This is a genomic window from Nocardia puris (assembly GCF_036051655.1).
GTDB classification, from domain to species: Bacteria; Actinomycetota; Actinomycetes; order Mycobacteriales; family Mycobacteriaceae; genus Nocardia; species Nocardia puris.
The window spans coordinates 7,380,939-7,395,174 of sequence record NZ_CP107943.1; the positions used below are offsets into that span (position 1 = coordinate 7,380,939).

The 14,236-nt window shown below is 71.2% G+C and carries 13 protein-coding genes and 1 pseudogene; 7 read left to right on the forward strand and 7 right to left on the reverse strand.

The features are described 5' to 3' along the window. Positions 1-145 precede the first annotated feature (145 nt). From OHB21_RS34250 to OHB21_RS34280, 7 genes and pseudogenes are all read left to right on the forward strand, one after another. Positions 146-661: pseudogene (locus OHB21_RS34250) on the forward strand (methyltransferase domain-containing protein); the annotation flags it as partial. Between the two features lie 181 nt (positions 662-842). Next, positions 843-2,030 carry a lipid-transfer protein gene (locus OHB21_RS34255; RefSeq protein WP_067504679.1) on the forward strand — a complete coding sequence of 396 codons (1,188 nt, stop codon included), beginning with the start codon at positions 843-845 and terminating at the stop codon, positions 2,028-2,030. Next, entirely contained in the window at positions 2,027-2,410 is a 384-nt protein-coding gene (locus tag OHB21_RS34260) for a MaoC family dehydratase N-terminal domain-containing protein (protein ID WP_067504682.1), read from the forward strand. Before OHB21_RS34255 ends, OHB21_RS34260 begins: the two co-directional genes overlap by 4 nt. After that, complete coding sequence (locus OHB21_RS34265) at positions 2,407-2,817, forward strand: MaoC/PaaZ C-terminal domain-containing protein (protein WP_067504685.1); 411 nt, start codon at positions 2,407-2,409, stop codon at positions 2,815-2,817. The genes OHB21_RS34260 and OHB21_RS34265 overlap by 4 nt, the downstream gene beginning before the upstream one ends. Beyond that, positions 2,810-3,640, forward strand: coding sequence for an SDR family NAD(P)-dependent oxidoreductase (locus tag OHB21_RS34270; RefSeq protein WP_067504688.1), 831 nt, complete (start codon positions 2,810-2,812; stop codon positions 3,638-3,640). The genes OHB21_RS34265 and OHB21_RS34270 overlap by 8 nt, the downstream gene beginning before the upstream one ends. Next, on the forward strand, positions 3,640-5,184 hold the full coding sequence (locus OHB21_RS34275; protein ID WP_067504691.1) for an acyl-CoA synthetase: 1,545 nt from the start codon (positions 3,640-3,642) through the stop codon (positions 5,182-5,184). Before OHB21_RS34270 ends, OHB21_RS34275 begins: the two co-directional genes overlap by 1 nt. 19 nt (positions 5,185-5,203) lie before the next feature. Next, positions 5,204-6,421 carry a TetR/AcrR family transcriptional regulator gene (locus OHB21_RS34280; protein WP_067504694.1) on the forward strand — a complete coding sequence of 406 codons (1,218 nt, stop codon included), beginning with the start codon at positions 5,204-5,206 and terminating at the stop codon, positions 6,419-6,421. 69 nt (positions 6,422-6,490) lie between these two features. Here OHB21_RS34280 and OHB21_RS34285 read toward each other — a convergent pair whose 3' ends face one another. The 7 genes from OHB21_RS34285 to OHB21_RS34315 all read right to left on the reverse strand — a co-directional run bounded on the left by OHB21_RS34285 (position 6,491) and on the right by OHB21_RS34315 (position 14,234). Continuing rightward, the gene (locus OHB21_RS34285; protein ID WP_067504698.1) at positions 6,491-7,636 is read right to left on the reverse strand and encodes an acyl-CoA dehydrogenase family protein; all 1,146 of its coding nucleotides are present in this window, start codon (positions 7,634-7,636) and stop codon (positions 6,491-6,493) included. A 418-nt stretch (positions 7,637-8,054) separates the two neighbouring features. Next, on the reverse strand, positions 8,055-8,915 hold the full coding sequence (locus OHB21_RS34290) for a lysophospholipid acyltransferase family protein (protein ID WP_084537380.1): 861 nt from the start codon (positions 8,913-8,915) through the stop codon (positions 8,055-8,057). Between the two features lie 295 nt (positions 8,916-9,210). Continuing rightward, entirely contained in the window at positions 9,211-10,641 is a 1,431-nt protein-coding gene (gene hflX, locus OHB21_RS34295; RefSeq protein ID WP_067504720.1) for a GTPase HflX, read from the reverse strand. A 160-nt stretch (positions 10,642-10,801) separates the two neighbouring features. Further along, positions 10,802-11,683, reverse strand: coding sequence for a diaminopimelate epimerase (gene dapF / locus OHB21_RS34300; protein WP_113974963.1), 882 nt, complete (start codon positions 11,681-11,683; stop codon positions 10,802-10,804). Positions 11,684-11,713: 30 nt separating this feature from the next. Then, the gene (locus OHB21_RS34305) at positions 11,714-12,550 is read right to left on the reverse strand and encodes a TrmH family RNA methyltransferase (protein WP_067504723.1); all 837 of its coding nucleotides are present in this window, start codon (positions 12,548-12,550) and stop codon (positions 11,714-11,716) included. Beyond that, positions 12,547-13,479 (reverse strand): tRNA (adenosine(37)-N6)-dimethylallyltransferase MiaA, encoded by a 933-nt coding sequence (gene miaA / locus OHB21_RS34310; protein WP_084537382.1) that lies wholly within the window; start codon positions 13,477-13,479, stop codon positions 12,547-12,549. Before miaA ends, OHB21_RS34305 begins: the two co-directional genes overlap by 4 nt. Beyond that, positions 13,476-14,234, reverse strand: a complete 759-nt coding sequence (locus OHB21_RS34315; protein ID WP_113974918.1) for a class III extradiol ring-cleavage dioxygenase family protein — start codon at positions 14,232-14,234, stop codon at positions 13,476-13,478. Before OHB21_RS34315 ends, miaA begins: the two co-directional genes overlap by 4 nt. Between the last annotated feature and the right edge of the window lie 2 nt (positions 14,235-14,236).

Here is a 14,236-nt window from a genome sequence, read left to right on the forward strand (position 1 = left end):
GGGGGCGGTGCGCCGACCGTAGGTCGACTCCCCTGTCGACGCTGCGGAACCGCGTGAAGTTCACCCTGGCGGGCGAGGTGCTGGAGGCGGCGAACCCGCTGCTGCCGGGCCGCCCGCACGAGGAGTTGGTGCGCCACGTCGCGCAGGGCGCGTGCGAGAGTTGTGCGCGGGCACCGGCTACGCATCCCGGCTGCCGGCGCGGCGGCGGCCCGGCGCGCACGCGGTCGGCGTGGACATCTCCCCCGAGATGATCGCGGTCGGCCTGCGCAAGCTGTCGTCGGCGGGTATCACCACCGTCGATCTGGTGCGCGGCGATGTCGCCGCGCTCCCCTACCCGGACAACTCCTTCGACGTGGTGATGGCGGCGTTCGGCCTGCACGAGGTCCCGACGGAGGTGCGCCGCGCGGCGATCCGCGAGTCCGCCCGCGTGCTCACCCCCGGCGGTCGCTTCGTCGCCGTCGATCTCGACCGCCCCGCCCTGACCGGTCTCGCCGTGGACGCCTACCTCCTCGTCATGGAACCCGGGCACGCCCGCGAGGTCTGCGGCGACGGACTGGTGAACCTGCTGCGCGCCAACGGATTCCGCATCGACCACCACGATCCGGCCACGGCCGCGCGCCCCACCCGGACCGTCGTCGCCTGCCTGCTCCCGACCGGCTGAATCCGCGCCTGTCGCGGGACGACACCGACGCGTTCACCCCCGCGCCCGGGACTGCGGCACCCGCCATAAGTGAATCTTGCGACTTTCGTTGAAACCGGCCCATTGCCCGGCTTCGGCTGATACCTTACCGTGCTATGTGAATATCTATTAGATTCATTCCGGCAGCACCAAGGAGACACCGATGTCACGCCGAGCGCTCATCGCCGGTGTGGGGATGATTCCCTTCACCACCCCCAGCCGTACCGAGACCTACGACGTGATGGGCGAGAAGGCGACCAGGGCTGCGCTCGCCGACGCCGGGGTCGACTACTCGCTCATCCAGCAGGCCTACGCCGGGTGGGTGTACGGCGATTCCACCTCCGGCCAGGCCGCGCTGTACCGGGTCGGCCCCGCGGGCATCCCGGTGCTCAACGTGAACAACAATTGTTCGACCGGGTCGTCGGCGCTGTACCTGGCGCGCCAGGCCGTGGCCTCGGGCGCGGCCGAGTGCGTGCTCGCCCTCGGTTTCGAGCAGATGCAGCGCGGCGCGCTGGCCATGTCGTTCACCGACCGCCCGACGCCGTTCGACTCGTTCTCGGAGATCGTCCACGACATCCAGGGCACCAGCGAGGCGCCGTTCGCGGCGCAGTTGTTCGGGGGCGCGGGCCGCGAGTACGCGCACAAGTACGGTACCGCGCCGGAGACCTTCGCCGCGATCTCGGTGAAATCGCGAAAACACGCCGAACACAACCCTTACGCGGTGTTCCGCGACGAGCTCACCGTCGAGGAAGTGCTCGCCTCCCCGCACATCTACGGCCCGCTCACCCGCCTGCAGTGCTGCCCGCCCACCTGCGGCGCGGCAGCCGCCGTGGTCTGCAGCGAGGACTTCGCCCGCACGCACGGATTGCGCGCCGATGTCGCGATCGCGGCGCAGGCGATGACAACCGACACCGCCTCGACGTTCGAATCCCGGTCGATGGCCGCGATCGTCGGCTACGACATGGCGCGCGAGGCCGCCCGGCAGGTGTACGAGGCCAGCGGTGTCGGCCCCGAGGACATCAAGGTCGCCGAACTGCACGACTGCTTCACCGCCAACGAACTGCTCACCTACGAGGCACTGGGCTTCACGCCCGAGGGCACGGCCGAGAAGTTCATCCTCGACGGCGACAACACCTATGGCGGGCGGGTCGTGACCAACCCGTCGGGCGGGCTGCTGTCGAAGGGACATCCGCTGGGCGCCACCGGACTCGCGCAGTGCGCCGAACTGGTGTGGCAACTGCGGGGCGAGGCCGACGCACGCCAGGTGGACGGCTGCATCGTCGCGCTCCAGCACAATATCGGCCTCGGCGGTGCCACGGTCGTCACGCTCTACGAAAAGGTGGGCCGATGATCGGTACCGGACTCGCTCCCTCGACGCTGTACATCGACGCGGGCCGGCTCCGCTTGTTCGCCAAGGCGATCGGCGAGCCGAACCCCACCGACGTGGTGCCGCCGACGTTCTTGTTCGCGATCGAACTCGAACAGCCCGACCCGTTCGCCTGGCTCGCCGAGCTCGGCGTGGACCTGCGCAAGGTCCTGCACGGGGAGCAGTCGTTCGTCTACCACTCCCCCGCGCGCGCCGGCGACACGCTCACCGCGACGCCGCGTATCACCGACACGTACCAGAAGAAGGGCGGCGCGTTGACGTTCATCGTGAAGGAGACGGCAGTGACCCGCGCCGACGGCTCGGCCGTCGCCGACCTGAAAACCGTTGTGGTGGTGCGCAAATGACCGTCACCGTCGGCACCGAACTGCCCCCGCTGAAACTGCCCCCGATCTCGCGGACCACGCTGGCGCTGTTCGCCGGCGCCTCGGGCGATCACAACCCGATGCACATCGACATCGATGTCGCGCGCTCGGCCGGGCTCGACGACGTGTTCGCGCACGGCATGCTGTCGATGGCCTACCTCGGCAGGCTGCTCACCTCGTGGGTTCGGCAGGAGGGCATCCGGTCGTTCCAAGTGCGCTTCGCGGCCATCACACCGGTACACGCCGAACCGATCTGCACGGGCACGGTGACCGCCGTCGACGGCGATATCGCCACGGTCGACCTCGCGGTCACCCTGCCCGACGGCACCGTCACCCTGACCGGTGACGCCCGCATCTCCCTTCAGGAAGGACTCGTACACCATGGGTAATCTCGACGGCAGGATCGCGATCGTCTCCGGCTCCGGCCGCGGCATCGGACGCGAGATCGCACTCAAACTGGCCGCCGAAGGCGCGCGCGTGGTCGTCAACGACCTCGACGCCGAACCGGCGAAGGAGACGGTCGCCGCCATCGAGGCCGCGGGCGGCACCGCCACCACCTGCGTCGGCAGCGTCACCGAATCCGGGTTCGGCGAGCGGTTCGTGCAGACCGCGGTCGACACCTACGGCGGCCTCGACATCATCGTCAATAACGCCGGCTACACCTGGGACAGCGTCATCCAGAAGATGACCGACGAGCAGTGGGACGCGATCCTCGACGTGCACCTCAAAGCGCCGTTCCAGATCCTGCGCGCCGCGCAGCCGGTGATCAGCGACCTGGTGAAGAAGGCGCGGCAGGCCGGCGAGCCCGTCCCCTGCCGCAAGGTCGTCAACATCTCCTCGCTCGCGGGCACCGGCGGCAACGCCGGGCAGGCCAACTACTCCGCGGCCAAGGCGGGCCTCACGGGCCTCACCAAGACGATCGCCAAGGAGTGGGGCCGCTACAACGTCACCGCCAACACGGTCGCGTTCGGCCTGATCAAGACCCGGCTCACCGAGGCGCCCGCCGACACCGGCGGCACCATCGACGTGGCGGGCAAGCAGATCAAGGTCGGCGTCAACCCCGACCTGCTCGCGGCCATGGAGCGGATGATCCCGCTCGGGCGCGGCGGCGCGCCCGCCGAAGCCGCGGGCGCGGTGTACCTGCTGTGCACGCCGGAGTCCGACTACGTCAGCGGGCAGACGCTGGTTTGCGGCGGAGGGTTCGATTTCTGATGTACCTCACGCAGTCGCTGCACCGCGCGCTCCAGCAGCGCCCCGACGCCCTCGCGACGATCTACGGGGAGCGCACCCGCACCGTCGCCGAATCGGCCGACCGCGTCGCGCGATTCGCGGGTGCCCTGCGCGGGCTCGGTGTCGGCAAGGGTGACCGCGTCGGCATTCTGGCGCTCAATTCCGATCGGTATCACGAGTACTACATCGCGGTGCCGTGGCTCGGGGCGGTCGTCAACCCGGTCAACATCCGGTGGAGTCCCGCCGAGATCGTCTACTCGCTGCGGGATTCGGGCACGACGACGCTGCTCGTGGACGACATGTTCGCCCAGGCCCTGCCCGCGATCCTGGCGGAGTACCCGCTCGAACACGTCGTGTTCATCGGCGACGGGGAACGGCCCGACGGCACCCTCGACTACGAGACGCTGGTGGCCGAGTCCGATCCGGCGCCCGACACCCGAACCGGCGGCGCCGAGCTGCTCGGCCTCTTCTACACCGGCGGCACCACCGGCTTCCCCAAAGGCGTGATGCTCAGCCACGACAACGTCGTCACCTCCGCGCTGGGCGCACTCGCCACGACCGACCTGGCGACCCGCCACGGCCGCCTGCTGCACGCCGCGCCGATGTTCCACCTCGCCGACTACGCGGCGTGGAACATCGGCAATGTCCTGGGCGCGACGCACGTGATCGTGCCGGTGTTCACCCCGCCCGGCGTGCTGAAAGCCATGGCCGAACACCGGGTCACGGATTCGCTGCTGGTCCCGACCATGATCCAGATGCTCGTCGACGACCCCGGCGCGGCCGAGCACGACCTGTCCGGCCTGCGCCGCGTGCTCTACGGCGCCTCACCGATCTCCGAGGCGCTGCTCGAGCGGGCGGCGAAGGCCTTCCCCTCGGCGGAGTTCACCCAGGCCTACGGCATGACCGAGCTCTCCCCGATCGCCACGCTGCTCACCGCCGAGGACCACCGGCGGCCCGAGTTGCGGCGCGCCGCCGGGCGGGCCGTCGCACACGCCGAGGTGCGCGTGGTCGATCCCGACGGGAACGAGGTGCCACGCGGCACCGTGGGCGAGATCGTCGTCAAAGGCGACAACGTGATGCTCGGGTACTGGAACAAACCCGAGGAGACCGCCGCCGCGGTGGTCGACGGGTGGATGCACACCGGCGACGGCGGCTACATGGACGAGGCGGGCTACGTGTTCGTCGTGGACCGGCTCAAGGACATGATCGTGACCGGCGGCGAGAACGTCTACAGCGCCGAGGTGGAGAACGCGCTGGCCAAGCATCCCGCCGTCGCCCAGTGCGCGGTGATCGGCATCCCCGACGCCGACTGGGGTGAGCGGGTGCACGCGGTGGTCGTCCTCGCGCCCGGCCGGACGGCCACGGCCGAGGAACTCGGTACCCACTGCAAGTCCCTCATCGCGAACTACAAGATCCCGCGCAGCGTCGAGTTCGCCGACGCGTTGCCCCTGTCGGGCGCCGGTAAGATCCTCAAACGCGAGCTGCGCAAGCCGCATTGGGAACAGGCCGGCCGCGACGTGTCATGAGACGGAGAAGGGGGTGCGGGTGAGCGGGAGTCCGGCCACGCGTGACGCCCGCCCCGCACGCGGCACACGCCCGGCGAACCGCCGGGCGCTCATCCTCGACGCGGCCACCGAGCTGTTCGCCCGCGACGGGTACGCCAACGTCGCGATGAGCGATATCGCCGAGGCGGTCGCCGTCGGCCCCTCCGCGCTCTACCGGCACTTCCGCGGTAAGCGGCAGCTGCTCGAAGCGGTGATCACCGACTCGCTCGACGCCGCCGACCGGCTGCTGGACGAGACCGAGTCCGGCGCCCGTCCGCTCGCCTCGGACCTGGCCGCGGCCGCGATCGCGCAACGCCACGTCGGTGTGCTGTGGCGGCGTGAGGCCCGGCAGCTCCCCCCGGACACCCGCACCGCGCTGCACCACCGCATGCGCGGGTTCCGCCGCCGGGTGGCCGACCAGATCGCCGCGCAGCGTCCCGACCTCGGTGCCGAGGCTACCGTTCTGCTCGCGACGTGCGCGGTGGCCGTCGCGACCAGCGTCTCGTTCCACAACGTGACCCTGCCCGAACCCGAATTCTCCACGCTGCTCGGCACATTGATCGAGACCGTCGTCCACGCCCCCGTGCCCGCGCTCCGGACGGGGACATCGGGTGCCGCGCCGGAGGCGCCGCTGCGCCCCGGCACGCGGCGTGAGCAACTGCTGGCCGCCGCGATCGACCTGTTCGCCCGCGACGGCTACGCCCACGTCGGTATGGAGGACATCGGTACGGTCGTCGGCATCGCCGGGCCCAGCGTCTACCACCACTTCGCCCGCAAAGAGGACGTGCTGGCCGCCGCACTCACCCGTGGCGCCGAATGGCTGCGCATCGACATGAATCGCGCCCTCGCGGCCGCGCGCGACGACACCGACGCGGTGCGGGCGCTGATCGCGAGCTATCTCGCCTTCGCGTTCGACAACCCCGGCCTGGTGCAGGTCCTGCTCACCGAGGTGATCCACCTCCCCGAGCCGCACCGTCAGCAGATTCGCGCCGTCCAGCTGGACTACGTCTTCGACTGGGTCCGCACCGTCCGAGCCGTCCACCCGGAGTGGTCGGCGCCCGCGGCCCGCCTCCGGGTGCAGGCCGTCCTCGGGATGCTCAACGACATCGCCCAGACCCGACTGCCCGTGCGCTACACCACCGTTCGGCAGGCTTCCGCACTGGTCGCGGAAGAACTCCTGGCGCTCGGCGCGACCGTGGGTACCCTGTCGCAGGCGTGACGCCGCGAGCCCCGTCCGAACGCAGGGGACGGGGCGGCGGCCCCCTCCCCTGCGCGAAACAGCCCGGTGTCAGGCGAGTTTCAGCCCGCGCCCGATGATCTCCTTCATGATCTCGGTGGTGCCGCCGTAGATGGTCTGGATGCGGGCGTCCATGTAGGCCTTGGCGATCGGGTATTCCTTCATGTAGCCGTAGCCGCCGTGCAGCTGCAGGCAGCGGTTGATGAGGTCGAGCTGCTCCTCGGTGCTCCACCACTTCGCCATGGCCGCGTCCTCGACGCTGAGCTTGCCCGCGTTCAGCTCCTCGATGAAGCGATCCACCATGATCCGCACGGCGGTGGTCTTGGTGGCCAGTTCGGCGAGCACGAAGCGGGTGTTCTGCAGCGCGCCGATCGGCTTGCCGAAGGCCTTGCGGTCGCGCACGTACTGGCAAGTCATGTCGAGGCAGGCCTCCATCGCGGCGGCGGCCATGACGGCGATGGACAGGCGCTCCTGCGGCAGGTTGTGCATGAGGTGGATGAAGCCCATGCCCTCGGTGCCGAGCAGGTTGGCGGCGGGCACGCGCACGTCGGTGAAGCTGAGCTCGGCGGTGTCCTGGGCTTTGAGGCCGATCTTGTCGAGGTTGCGGCCGCGCTCGAAGCCGGGCATGCCGCGCTCGACCACCAGCAGGCTGAAGCCCATGGCGCCCTTCTCCGGATCGGTCTGGGCGACGACGATCACGATGTCGGCGTTGATGCCGTTGGTGATGAAGGTCTTGGCGCCGTTGAGGATCCACTCGTCGCCGTCGCGCACCGCACGCGCCTTGATGCCCTGCAGGTCCGAGCCGGTGCCCGGTTCGGTCATGGCGATGGCGGTGATGAGCTCCCCGGAACAGAAGCCGGGCAGCCAGCGCCGCTTCTGCTCCTCGTCGGCCAGCTCCAGCAGGTAGGGCGCGACCACGTCGTTGTGCAGGGCGAAGCCCAGGCCCGAGTACTGCCCCTTCACGCACTCCTCGGTGATGATCGCGTTGTAGCGGAAGTCCTGCACCCCACCACCGCCGAACTCCTCCGGCACGGCCATGCCGAGGAAGCCCTGCTTGCCCGCCTCGAGCCACACGTCGCGATCGACGATGCCCTGCTCTTCCCACTTCGCGTGGTGGGGCGCGACGTGCTGATCGAGAAACTTGCGGAACGACTCCCGGAACAGATCGTGCTCGGGCTCGAAAAGTGTGCGCTCCACAACCAACCTCCTGGTGACACCCGGCCGGTCCACACCGACCCGTCGTTACCGCACACGGTACCCGAAACATGAATGACTGTTAACTTCACGCCCGGAGAACGCGCGGTTTCACCAGGAAAAGCGGAGTAGACGGAGTCCGATCCAGCGCCACTCCCGGCAAACCTGACCACCCGGCGGAGAGCGCGCGAACCCATAGCCGACGACGATCACGCGGGCAGGCCCAGCGATGGTGCTGCGCTGCCGCCCGGCCGCTCGGTCGCCGCCCGTGCCGTCGACCAGGCGGAGAGTGGGGCCGCGGGACCGAGGTGCCGACCGGGCGGTGGAGGTCGAGCCCATCACGGCGGAGTGCGCAGAGAGCTGTGGGGCGCGCTCGCCGACGGTCCCGCAGCCGGGTGAGGTAGGAGGTGGTCCGATCGGATCAGAACGGGAGCAACCCGCGGAGGCGGCCGGTGAGGGTGCGGCCGGAGTCGCGGTCGCGTTCGGCGAGCAGGAATTTCAGTTCCTCTTCGAGGGCCTTGCGCACGACGTCGCGCAGTTCGGTGGCGGCGGCGTCGAGATCGCCCGCGCCGCGCCACGGCGCCGGATCGATGGGCACGCCGGCGGAGAAGTAGAAGCGCTCCGGGCGCGGCAGGAAGGTGGGGCCCACGCCGCGCAGCAGGGGCGGGGTGAGGTCGGGCTTGAGGCCGAGGGCCTGCACGGTCCAGCGCAGCGGCCGCAGGACGGGGTGGTCACCGTCGAAGACGATGTCGAACGCGTCGTCCACGCCGATCATGGCGACCGGCACGATCGGCACGCCCGCCTCCAGCGCCATCCGCGCGAAACCGGTGCGCCCCTCCCACTTGAGCAGGTACTTCTCGTTCTTGCGGCGCACCGCCTCGCGCCCGCCGCCGGGGAACACCAGCACCGCCTCGCCGCGCCCGAGCAGCGCCATGCAGTTGTCGCGGGTGCCGCGCACCGCGCCGTAGTGGTGCAGGAAGTGCCGCACGCCGGGCACCGCGATGAGCACGTGCTCGGCCAACCCCCGGATGACGCGGCCGCGCTCGCGCAGCACGGCGGGCATCAGCAGGGGCGCGTCGATGGCGCCCATGAGGTTGTGGTTGCCGACCAGCAGGACCGGGCCGTCGGCGGGGATGTTCTCCAGGCCGAGGAATCGCGGACTGGTCCAGGCGCGCAGTGGGGCGAGCAGCGCCTCGAGGACGCGCAGGTCGGTCTCGCCGAGGCGCACGTCGAGCGGTGCGCCGTCGGACAGCTGGGCCACGGCGGGCGAGGATTCAGGCATGTGTCGTCCCCATCGGATGTCGATAATCCCGGCACATCGTCGTACGGAATGAAAGTCCCCTGCACCACGGACGGTCGCGGCGTCGCGAACCAGACTACCGGATCACGGTGGAACAGGTTGCAGGATGGTCGCTCGGCGAGGTGGGATCGGTCACACCGCATGGCGCCGCAACGACCACCGAGGCCGAATTGCCGTGCGAATCCCCTTGTCCGCCAGGGTGATTCCGGGAGTGACACCCGGCACGAACGAACCGCCCCGCACATCACCACCACGGGCGCGTACGGAGCGGTCGGTTCTACTTCTCGGCGGCCACCGGCACGCCGCCGTCGGCGAACTCCGACAGCGCCGCGGCCAGCGCGCGCGGCACCAGGGCGCGCACCCGGGTGCCGGTCTCCTCGTGCTCGGTGGACAGCAGCCTGCCGTCGGCGTGGATGCGCGCGAGCAGGTCACCCCGCGTGTAGGGCAGCAGCACGCCGACCTCCACGTCGAGCCCGCCCAGCACGGTGGCCAGACGGGTGCGCAGCTCCTCGATGCCCGCGCCGGTGCGCGCGGAGACGAACTCCGCGTCGGGCAGCACCCCGCGCAGCCGGGTGAGCTCCGTCGGGTCGGCGGCGTCGATCTTGTTCACCACCAGCAACTCCGGCGGCGCGGCCGACCCGGCCTCCTTGATCACGTCGGTGATCACCTCGCGCACGGCCTTGATCTGGTCGGCCGGCATCGGGTCGGAGCCGTCCACCACGTGCAGCAGCAGGTCCGCGCCGGTCACCTCCTCCAGCGTGGAGCGGAACGCCTCGACCAGCTGGGTGGGCAGGTGCCGCACGAAGCCGACGGTGTCGGTGAACACCACCTCGCGCCCGTCGTCCAGCTCGGCGCGGCGGGTGGTGGGGTCCAGGGTGGCGAACAGCGCGTCCTGCACCAGGATGCCCGCGCCGGTGAGCGCGTTCATCAGGCTGGACTTGCCCGCGTTGGTGTAGCCGACGATGGCGACCTGCGGAATGCCCGACGAGGTGCGCCGCGCCCGCTTGGTCTCGCGCGCGGTCTTCATCTCGCGGATCTCGCGCCGCAGCTTGGCCATCCGCTCGCGGATGCGGCGGCGGTCGGTCTCGATCTTGGTCTCACCGGGACCGCGCAGGCCCACACCTCCATTGCTGCCCGCCCGGCCGCCGGCCTGGCGGGACATGGACTCACCCCAGCCGCGCAGCCGCGGCAGCATGTATTCCATCTGGGCCAGCGCGACCTGCGCCTTGCCCTCGCTGGAGGTGGCGTGCTGGGCGAAGATGTCCAGGATCAGCGCGGTCCGGTCGATCACCTTGACCTTGACGACCTTCTCCAGCGCGGTCAGCTGGGCCGGGGTCAGCTCGCCGTCGCAGATGACGGTGTCGGCGCCGGTCTCGAGCACCACCGAGCGCAACTCGTCGGCCTTGCCGGAGCCGATGTAGGTCGCGGGGTCGGGCCGGTCGCGACGCTGGATCAGCGCGTCGAGCACCTGCGAGCCCGCGGTCTCGGCGAGCGCGGCCAGCTCGGCCATGCTCGCGTCGGCCTGCGCCGCCGAACCCGAGGTCCACACCCCGACCAGCACGACCCGTTCCAGGCGCAGCTGCCGATACTCGACCTCGGTGATGTCGGTGAGCTCGGTGGACAGTCCTGCCACGCGCCGCAGCGAACCGCGGTCCTCGAGCTGGAGTTCACCGACGGTGGGCTCGGCGCTCCACCCGTTGCGCCGCATGCGGGCGGCATGTTCGGCCACCACGTCACCCTCGCGCGATTCCTCGGCCGGGTCCAGATCGTCGGCCTCGGTCATATCGAATGTCTCTGAATTCCTCATACGCCTTCCATGCTGCCAGGTCCGGCGACCCGGCGCATTCGGTTATCCGCCCGGCGAACGGTCACAGACCGTCCCACCACGGGCCCGCGAGCCTGCCGGTCGCGACGAGTTCGGACGGCCCGCGCAGCGTCGCGGACCCGTTCGCCACCGTGACGGTCACCGCTCCCCCGGGCACCCGCACCGTCACCTCGCCGGTATCGGTGGCGATCGCGAAACCCTCCGCGGCCAGCGCCGCCGCCGCGGCCGCGACGGTTCCCGTTCCGCAGGAACGGGTTTCGCCGACACCGCGTTCGTAGACGCGCATGTCGACGGCGCCGTCGCCGCCGAGCGGGGTGAGGATCTCGATGTTCACCCCCTGCGGGAACAGGTCGGGGTCGTAGCCCGGCGGGACGGTCAGATCCAGTTTGGCCAGCGCCTCGGCCGACAGTCCCCGCTCCACGCAGGCCAGGTGCGGATTGCCGACATCGATGCCGAGACCGGGCACCGCCCAGCCCGCGATCGACGCGGTGGATTCGCCGAGTTCGCGCACCACCCCCATGCCCACCGTCACCTCACCGCGCACCGGATCGGCCGCGTGCACGGTCACCGGGCGCGCCCCGGCGCGGCTGCCCACCACGTGCTCGCCGCGCGGCTCGCGACCGGTCGCGGCCAGGTAGTGCGCGAAGACGCGCACGCCGTTGCCGCACATCTCGGCGATCGAGCCGTCGGCGTTGCGGTAGTCCATGAACCAGTCGTCCCCGCTCACGCCCTCGGGCAGCGCGGGGAGCACGCCCGCCGCGAGCAGCGCGCCCGCGCGGGCCACCCGCAGCACGCCGTCGGCGCCGAGCCCGCGCTGCCGGTCGCAGAGCGCGGCGACGCGCTCGGGGGTGAGGTCGAGGCGGACATCCTCGTCGGGCAGCACCACGAAATCGTTCTGGGTGCCGTGGCCCTTGCTGAACTCGATGTCCGTCACGCGTGTGATCTCCTCATGTCGTCATCTGGCGAACGTCCGGCGCTGCCGGGAAATTTCGTAGAGCCCCACCGCGCCCGCCGACGGCGCGCCCAGCGAGCTGGCGGTGCCGCCCATCGGGATGGACAGCACCTCGTCACAGGCATCCTGCCAGGCCGCGCTCATCCCGGAGGTCTCGTTGCCCACCACCAGGATCACCGCGTCGGTGAGGTCGCGGTCGTAGAGCGGGCCGGCGCCGTGCTCGTCGGTGCCCAGCACGGCGGTGGGGATGCCGCGCGCCACCTGCCGGTCGCGCAATGCCAGCACCTGCGCGGGCCCGGCCGCCCGGTACACCGGCACCGCGAACAGCGAGCCCGTGGAGGCGCGCACCGCCTGCGGGTCGTACTGGTCGGCGCCGTGCCCGGTGACGATCACCGCGTCGGCGCCGAACGCGTCGGCCGAGCGGATCAGCGTCCCGAGGTTGCCCGGCGAGTTGGGGCGGTCGAACACCACGATCACGGGCGCGTCCTCGCCCGGCTCACCGGGCGCGAACTCGTCCAGATCCGGGTGCCGCGTCTCGGCGACAGCCACCAATTCCGGTGTGCCGCTCGCCTTCTCGCCCAGATCGGCCATGAGCTCGGGCACCAGCCCGACGCTCGGCACATCGGTGTCGTCGAGCAGGTCGCGCGCCCACGACGAGAGTTCAGGCCCGCCGAGCCGGTAGATCAGCGTCTCCAGCGGCCAGCCGCTGGCCACCGCCTGGGTGATCGGGCGCACGCCCTGCACCAGGAACCGGCCGTCGCGGTGCCGTTTGGTGCGGTTGTTCAGGTAGGCCTGCCACACCTGCACGGAAGCGTTGCGGGTGCTGACGCGTCGGGTCACTGCGGGGTCCGTTCTGTGTCGTGTCGCGCGGTCGCGACGGCGGCCAGCGCCGCGTCGAGCAGCCCCGGATCGGCGCCGTCCAGCCAGCGGACCCGAGGGTCGCGGCGGAACCAGGAGCGCTGCCTGCGCACGTAGCGCCGGGTGCCGATGAGGGTGCGTTCGCGGGCGTGGTCCAGATCGTATTCGCCGTCCAGGTGGGCGAGCACCTGCGCGTAGCCGATGGCGCGGCGGGCGGTGACGCCGTCGCGCAGGCCCCGGTCGAGCAGGCCGATCACCTCGTCCACGAGTCCGGTCTCGAACATGAGCGCGGTGCGGCGCTCGATGCGCTCGTCCAAGGCGGCGGTGTCCCGGTCGACGCCGAGAATGACGGTGCCCCAGCGCGGTTCGCCGATCACCGGGGCGGAGGCCGCGAACGGCCGCCCGGTCAGCTCGACCACCTCCAGCGCGCGCACCATGCGCCGGCCGTCGGTGGGCAGGATGGTGCGCGCCGCGACCGGGTCTGCGGCGCGCAGGGCGGCGTGCACCGCCGCGACGCCTTCGGTCTCGAGCACCCGTTCCCAGCGGGCGCGGACCTCGGGATCGGTGGCGGGGAACGCCCACTCGTCCAGCAGCGCCTGCACGTACATCATCGAACCGCCGACCACGATCGGAACGCGGCCGCGGGCCAGGATGTCCTCGACGTCGGCGGCGGCCGCCCCCTGGTAGGTGGCGACGCTGGCGGTCTCGGTCACGTCGAGCACGTCGAGCTGGTGGTGCGGGATGCCGCGCCGCTGCGCGGGCGGCAGCTTCGCGGTGCCGATGTCCATGCCCCGGTACAGCTGCATGGCGTCGATATTGACGATCTCGCCGCCGAGGCGTTCGGCCAGGTCGAGGCCCAGATCGGACTTCCCCGTCGCGGTGGGGCCGACCACGGCGATCGGGAGGGTCATCGCGCCTCCCGGGTGGGCCGCCAGAGGCTCACGTGGTAGCCGACGCCGAAAGGTGCTGCGCGATACAGGGTTTCGACGGATGGGTCGGCGGGGTCGGTGGCGAACAGTCCGCCGAGCGCCTGGTAGGCGGGGCGGCCCGCGAGGACCAGTTCCGCGCACCGCCCGGGGTCGAGCGCGTGCAGGCCCGCCCGGTCGCCCGCGCTCAGCGCACGGTCCAGCTCGTCCTGGTGCGCCTCGGCGCGTTCGTCGAAATAGCCGGGCGAGTTCTTCGCCAGGGTCGCGGCGCCGTCGGCCACGACCAGCACGCCGTGCGGTTCGGGGTCGGCGTCCAGTTCCGCGCGCAAAATCGCGCCCACGTCGGCGCAGCCCTCGGCCGCGGTGGCGGCCGCGACGATGCGCGCGTCGGCACGCGCCTCGGGCGCGACCTGCTCGCGCAACCATCCGGCGATCAGCGCGGCAAGCGGCAGCAGCGGGTCGGGCGGACCGGCCGCGCCGCCCAGGGAAACGCGCACGTCCGCACCGAAACCACGGAACGTGCCGCTCGCCTCCGGTCCGAGCGAGGCCGCTTCGGGCCCGGCGCCGAGCACCGTCCACCGCGCGGCCACGGCCGCCAGCCGCTGCCCCGCCGCCAGCACGGCGGCGCGCAGCGACACCAGCGGGTCGTCGGCGTCCGCCCCGGTCGCGGCCACCGGGCGGCCGGACAGTTCCGGGACCAGGACCGGCGGCGACGGAACCAGGGCGGCGATACTCAACACGC

Coding starts and splice junctions, on each gene's coding strand:
- OHB21_RS34290 (WP_084537380.1), bottom strand. CDS start 8,915: ATGCCTGAATCCTCGCCCGCCGTGGCCCAGCTGTCCGACGGCGCACCG.
- OHB21_RS34275 (WP_067504691.1), top strand. CDS start 3,640: ATGTACCTCACGCAGTCGCTGCACCGCGCGCTCCAGCAGCGCCCCGAC.
- OHB21_RS34255 (WP_067504679.1), top strand. CDS start 843: ATGTCACGCCGAGCGCTCATCGCCGGTGTGGGGATGATTCCCTTCACC.
- miaA (WP_084537382.1), bottom strand. CDS start 13,479: ATGACCCTCCCGATCGCCGTGGTCGGCCCCACCGCGACGGGGAAGTCC.
- OHB21_RS34270 (WP_067504688.1), top strand. CDS start 2,810: ATGGGTAATCTCGACGGCAGGATCGCGATCGTCTCCGGCTCCGGCCGC.
- hflX (WP_067504720.1), bottom strand. CDS start 10,641: ATGCGGCGCAACGGGTGGAGCGCCGAGCCCACCGTCGGTGAACTCCAG.
- OHB21_RS34260 (WP_067504682.1), top strand. CDS start 2,027: ATGATCGGTACCGGACTCGCTCCCTCGACGCTGTACATCGACGCGGGC.
- OHB21_RS34265 (WP_067504685.1), top strand. CDS start 2,407: ATGACCGTCACCGTCGGCACCGAACTGCCCCCGCTGAAACTGCCCCCG.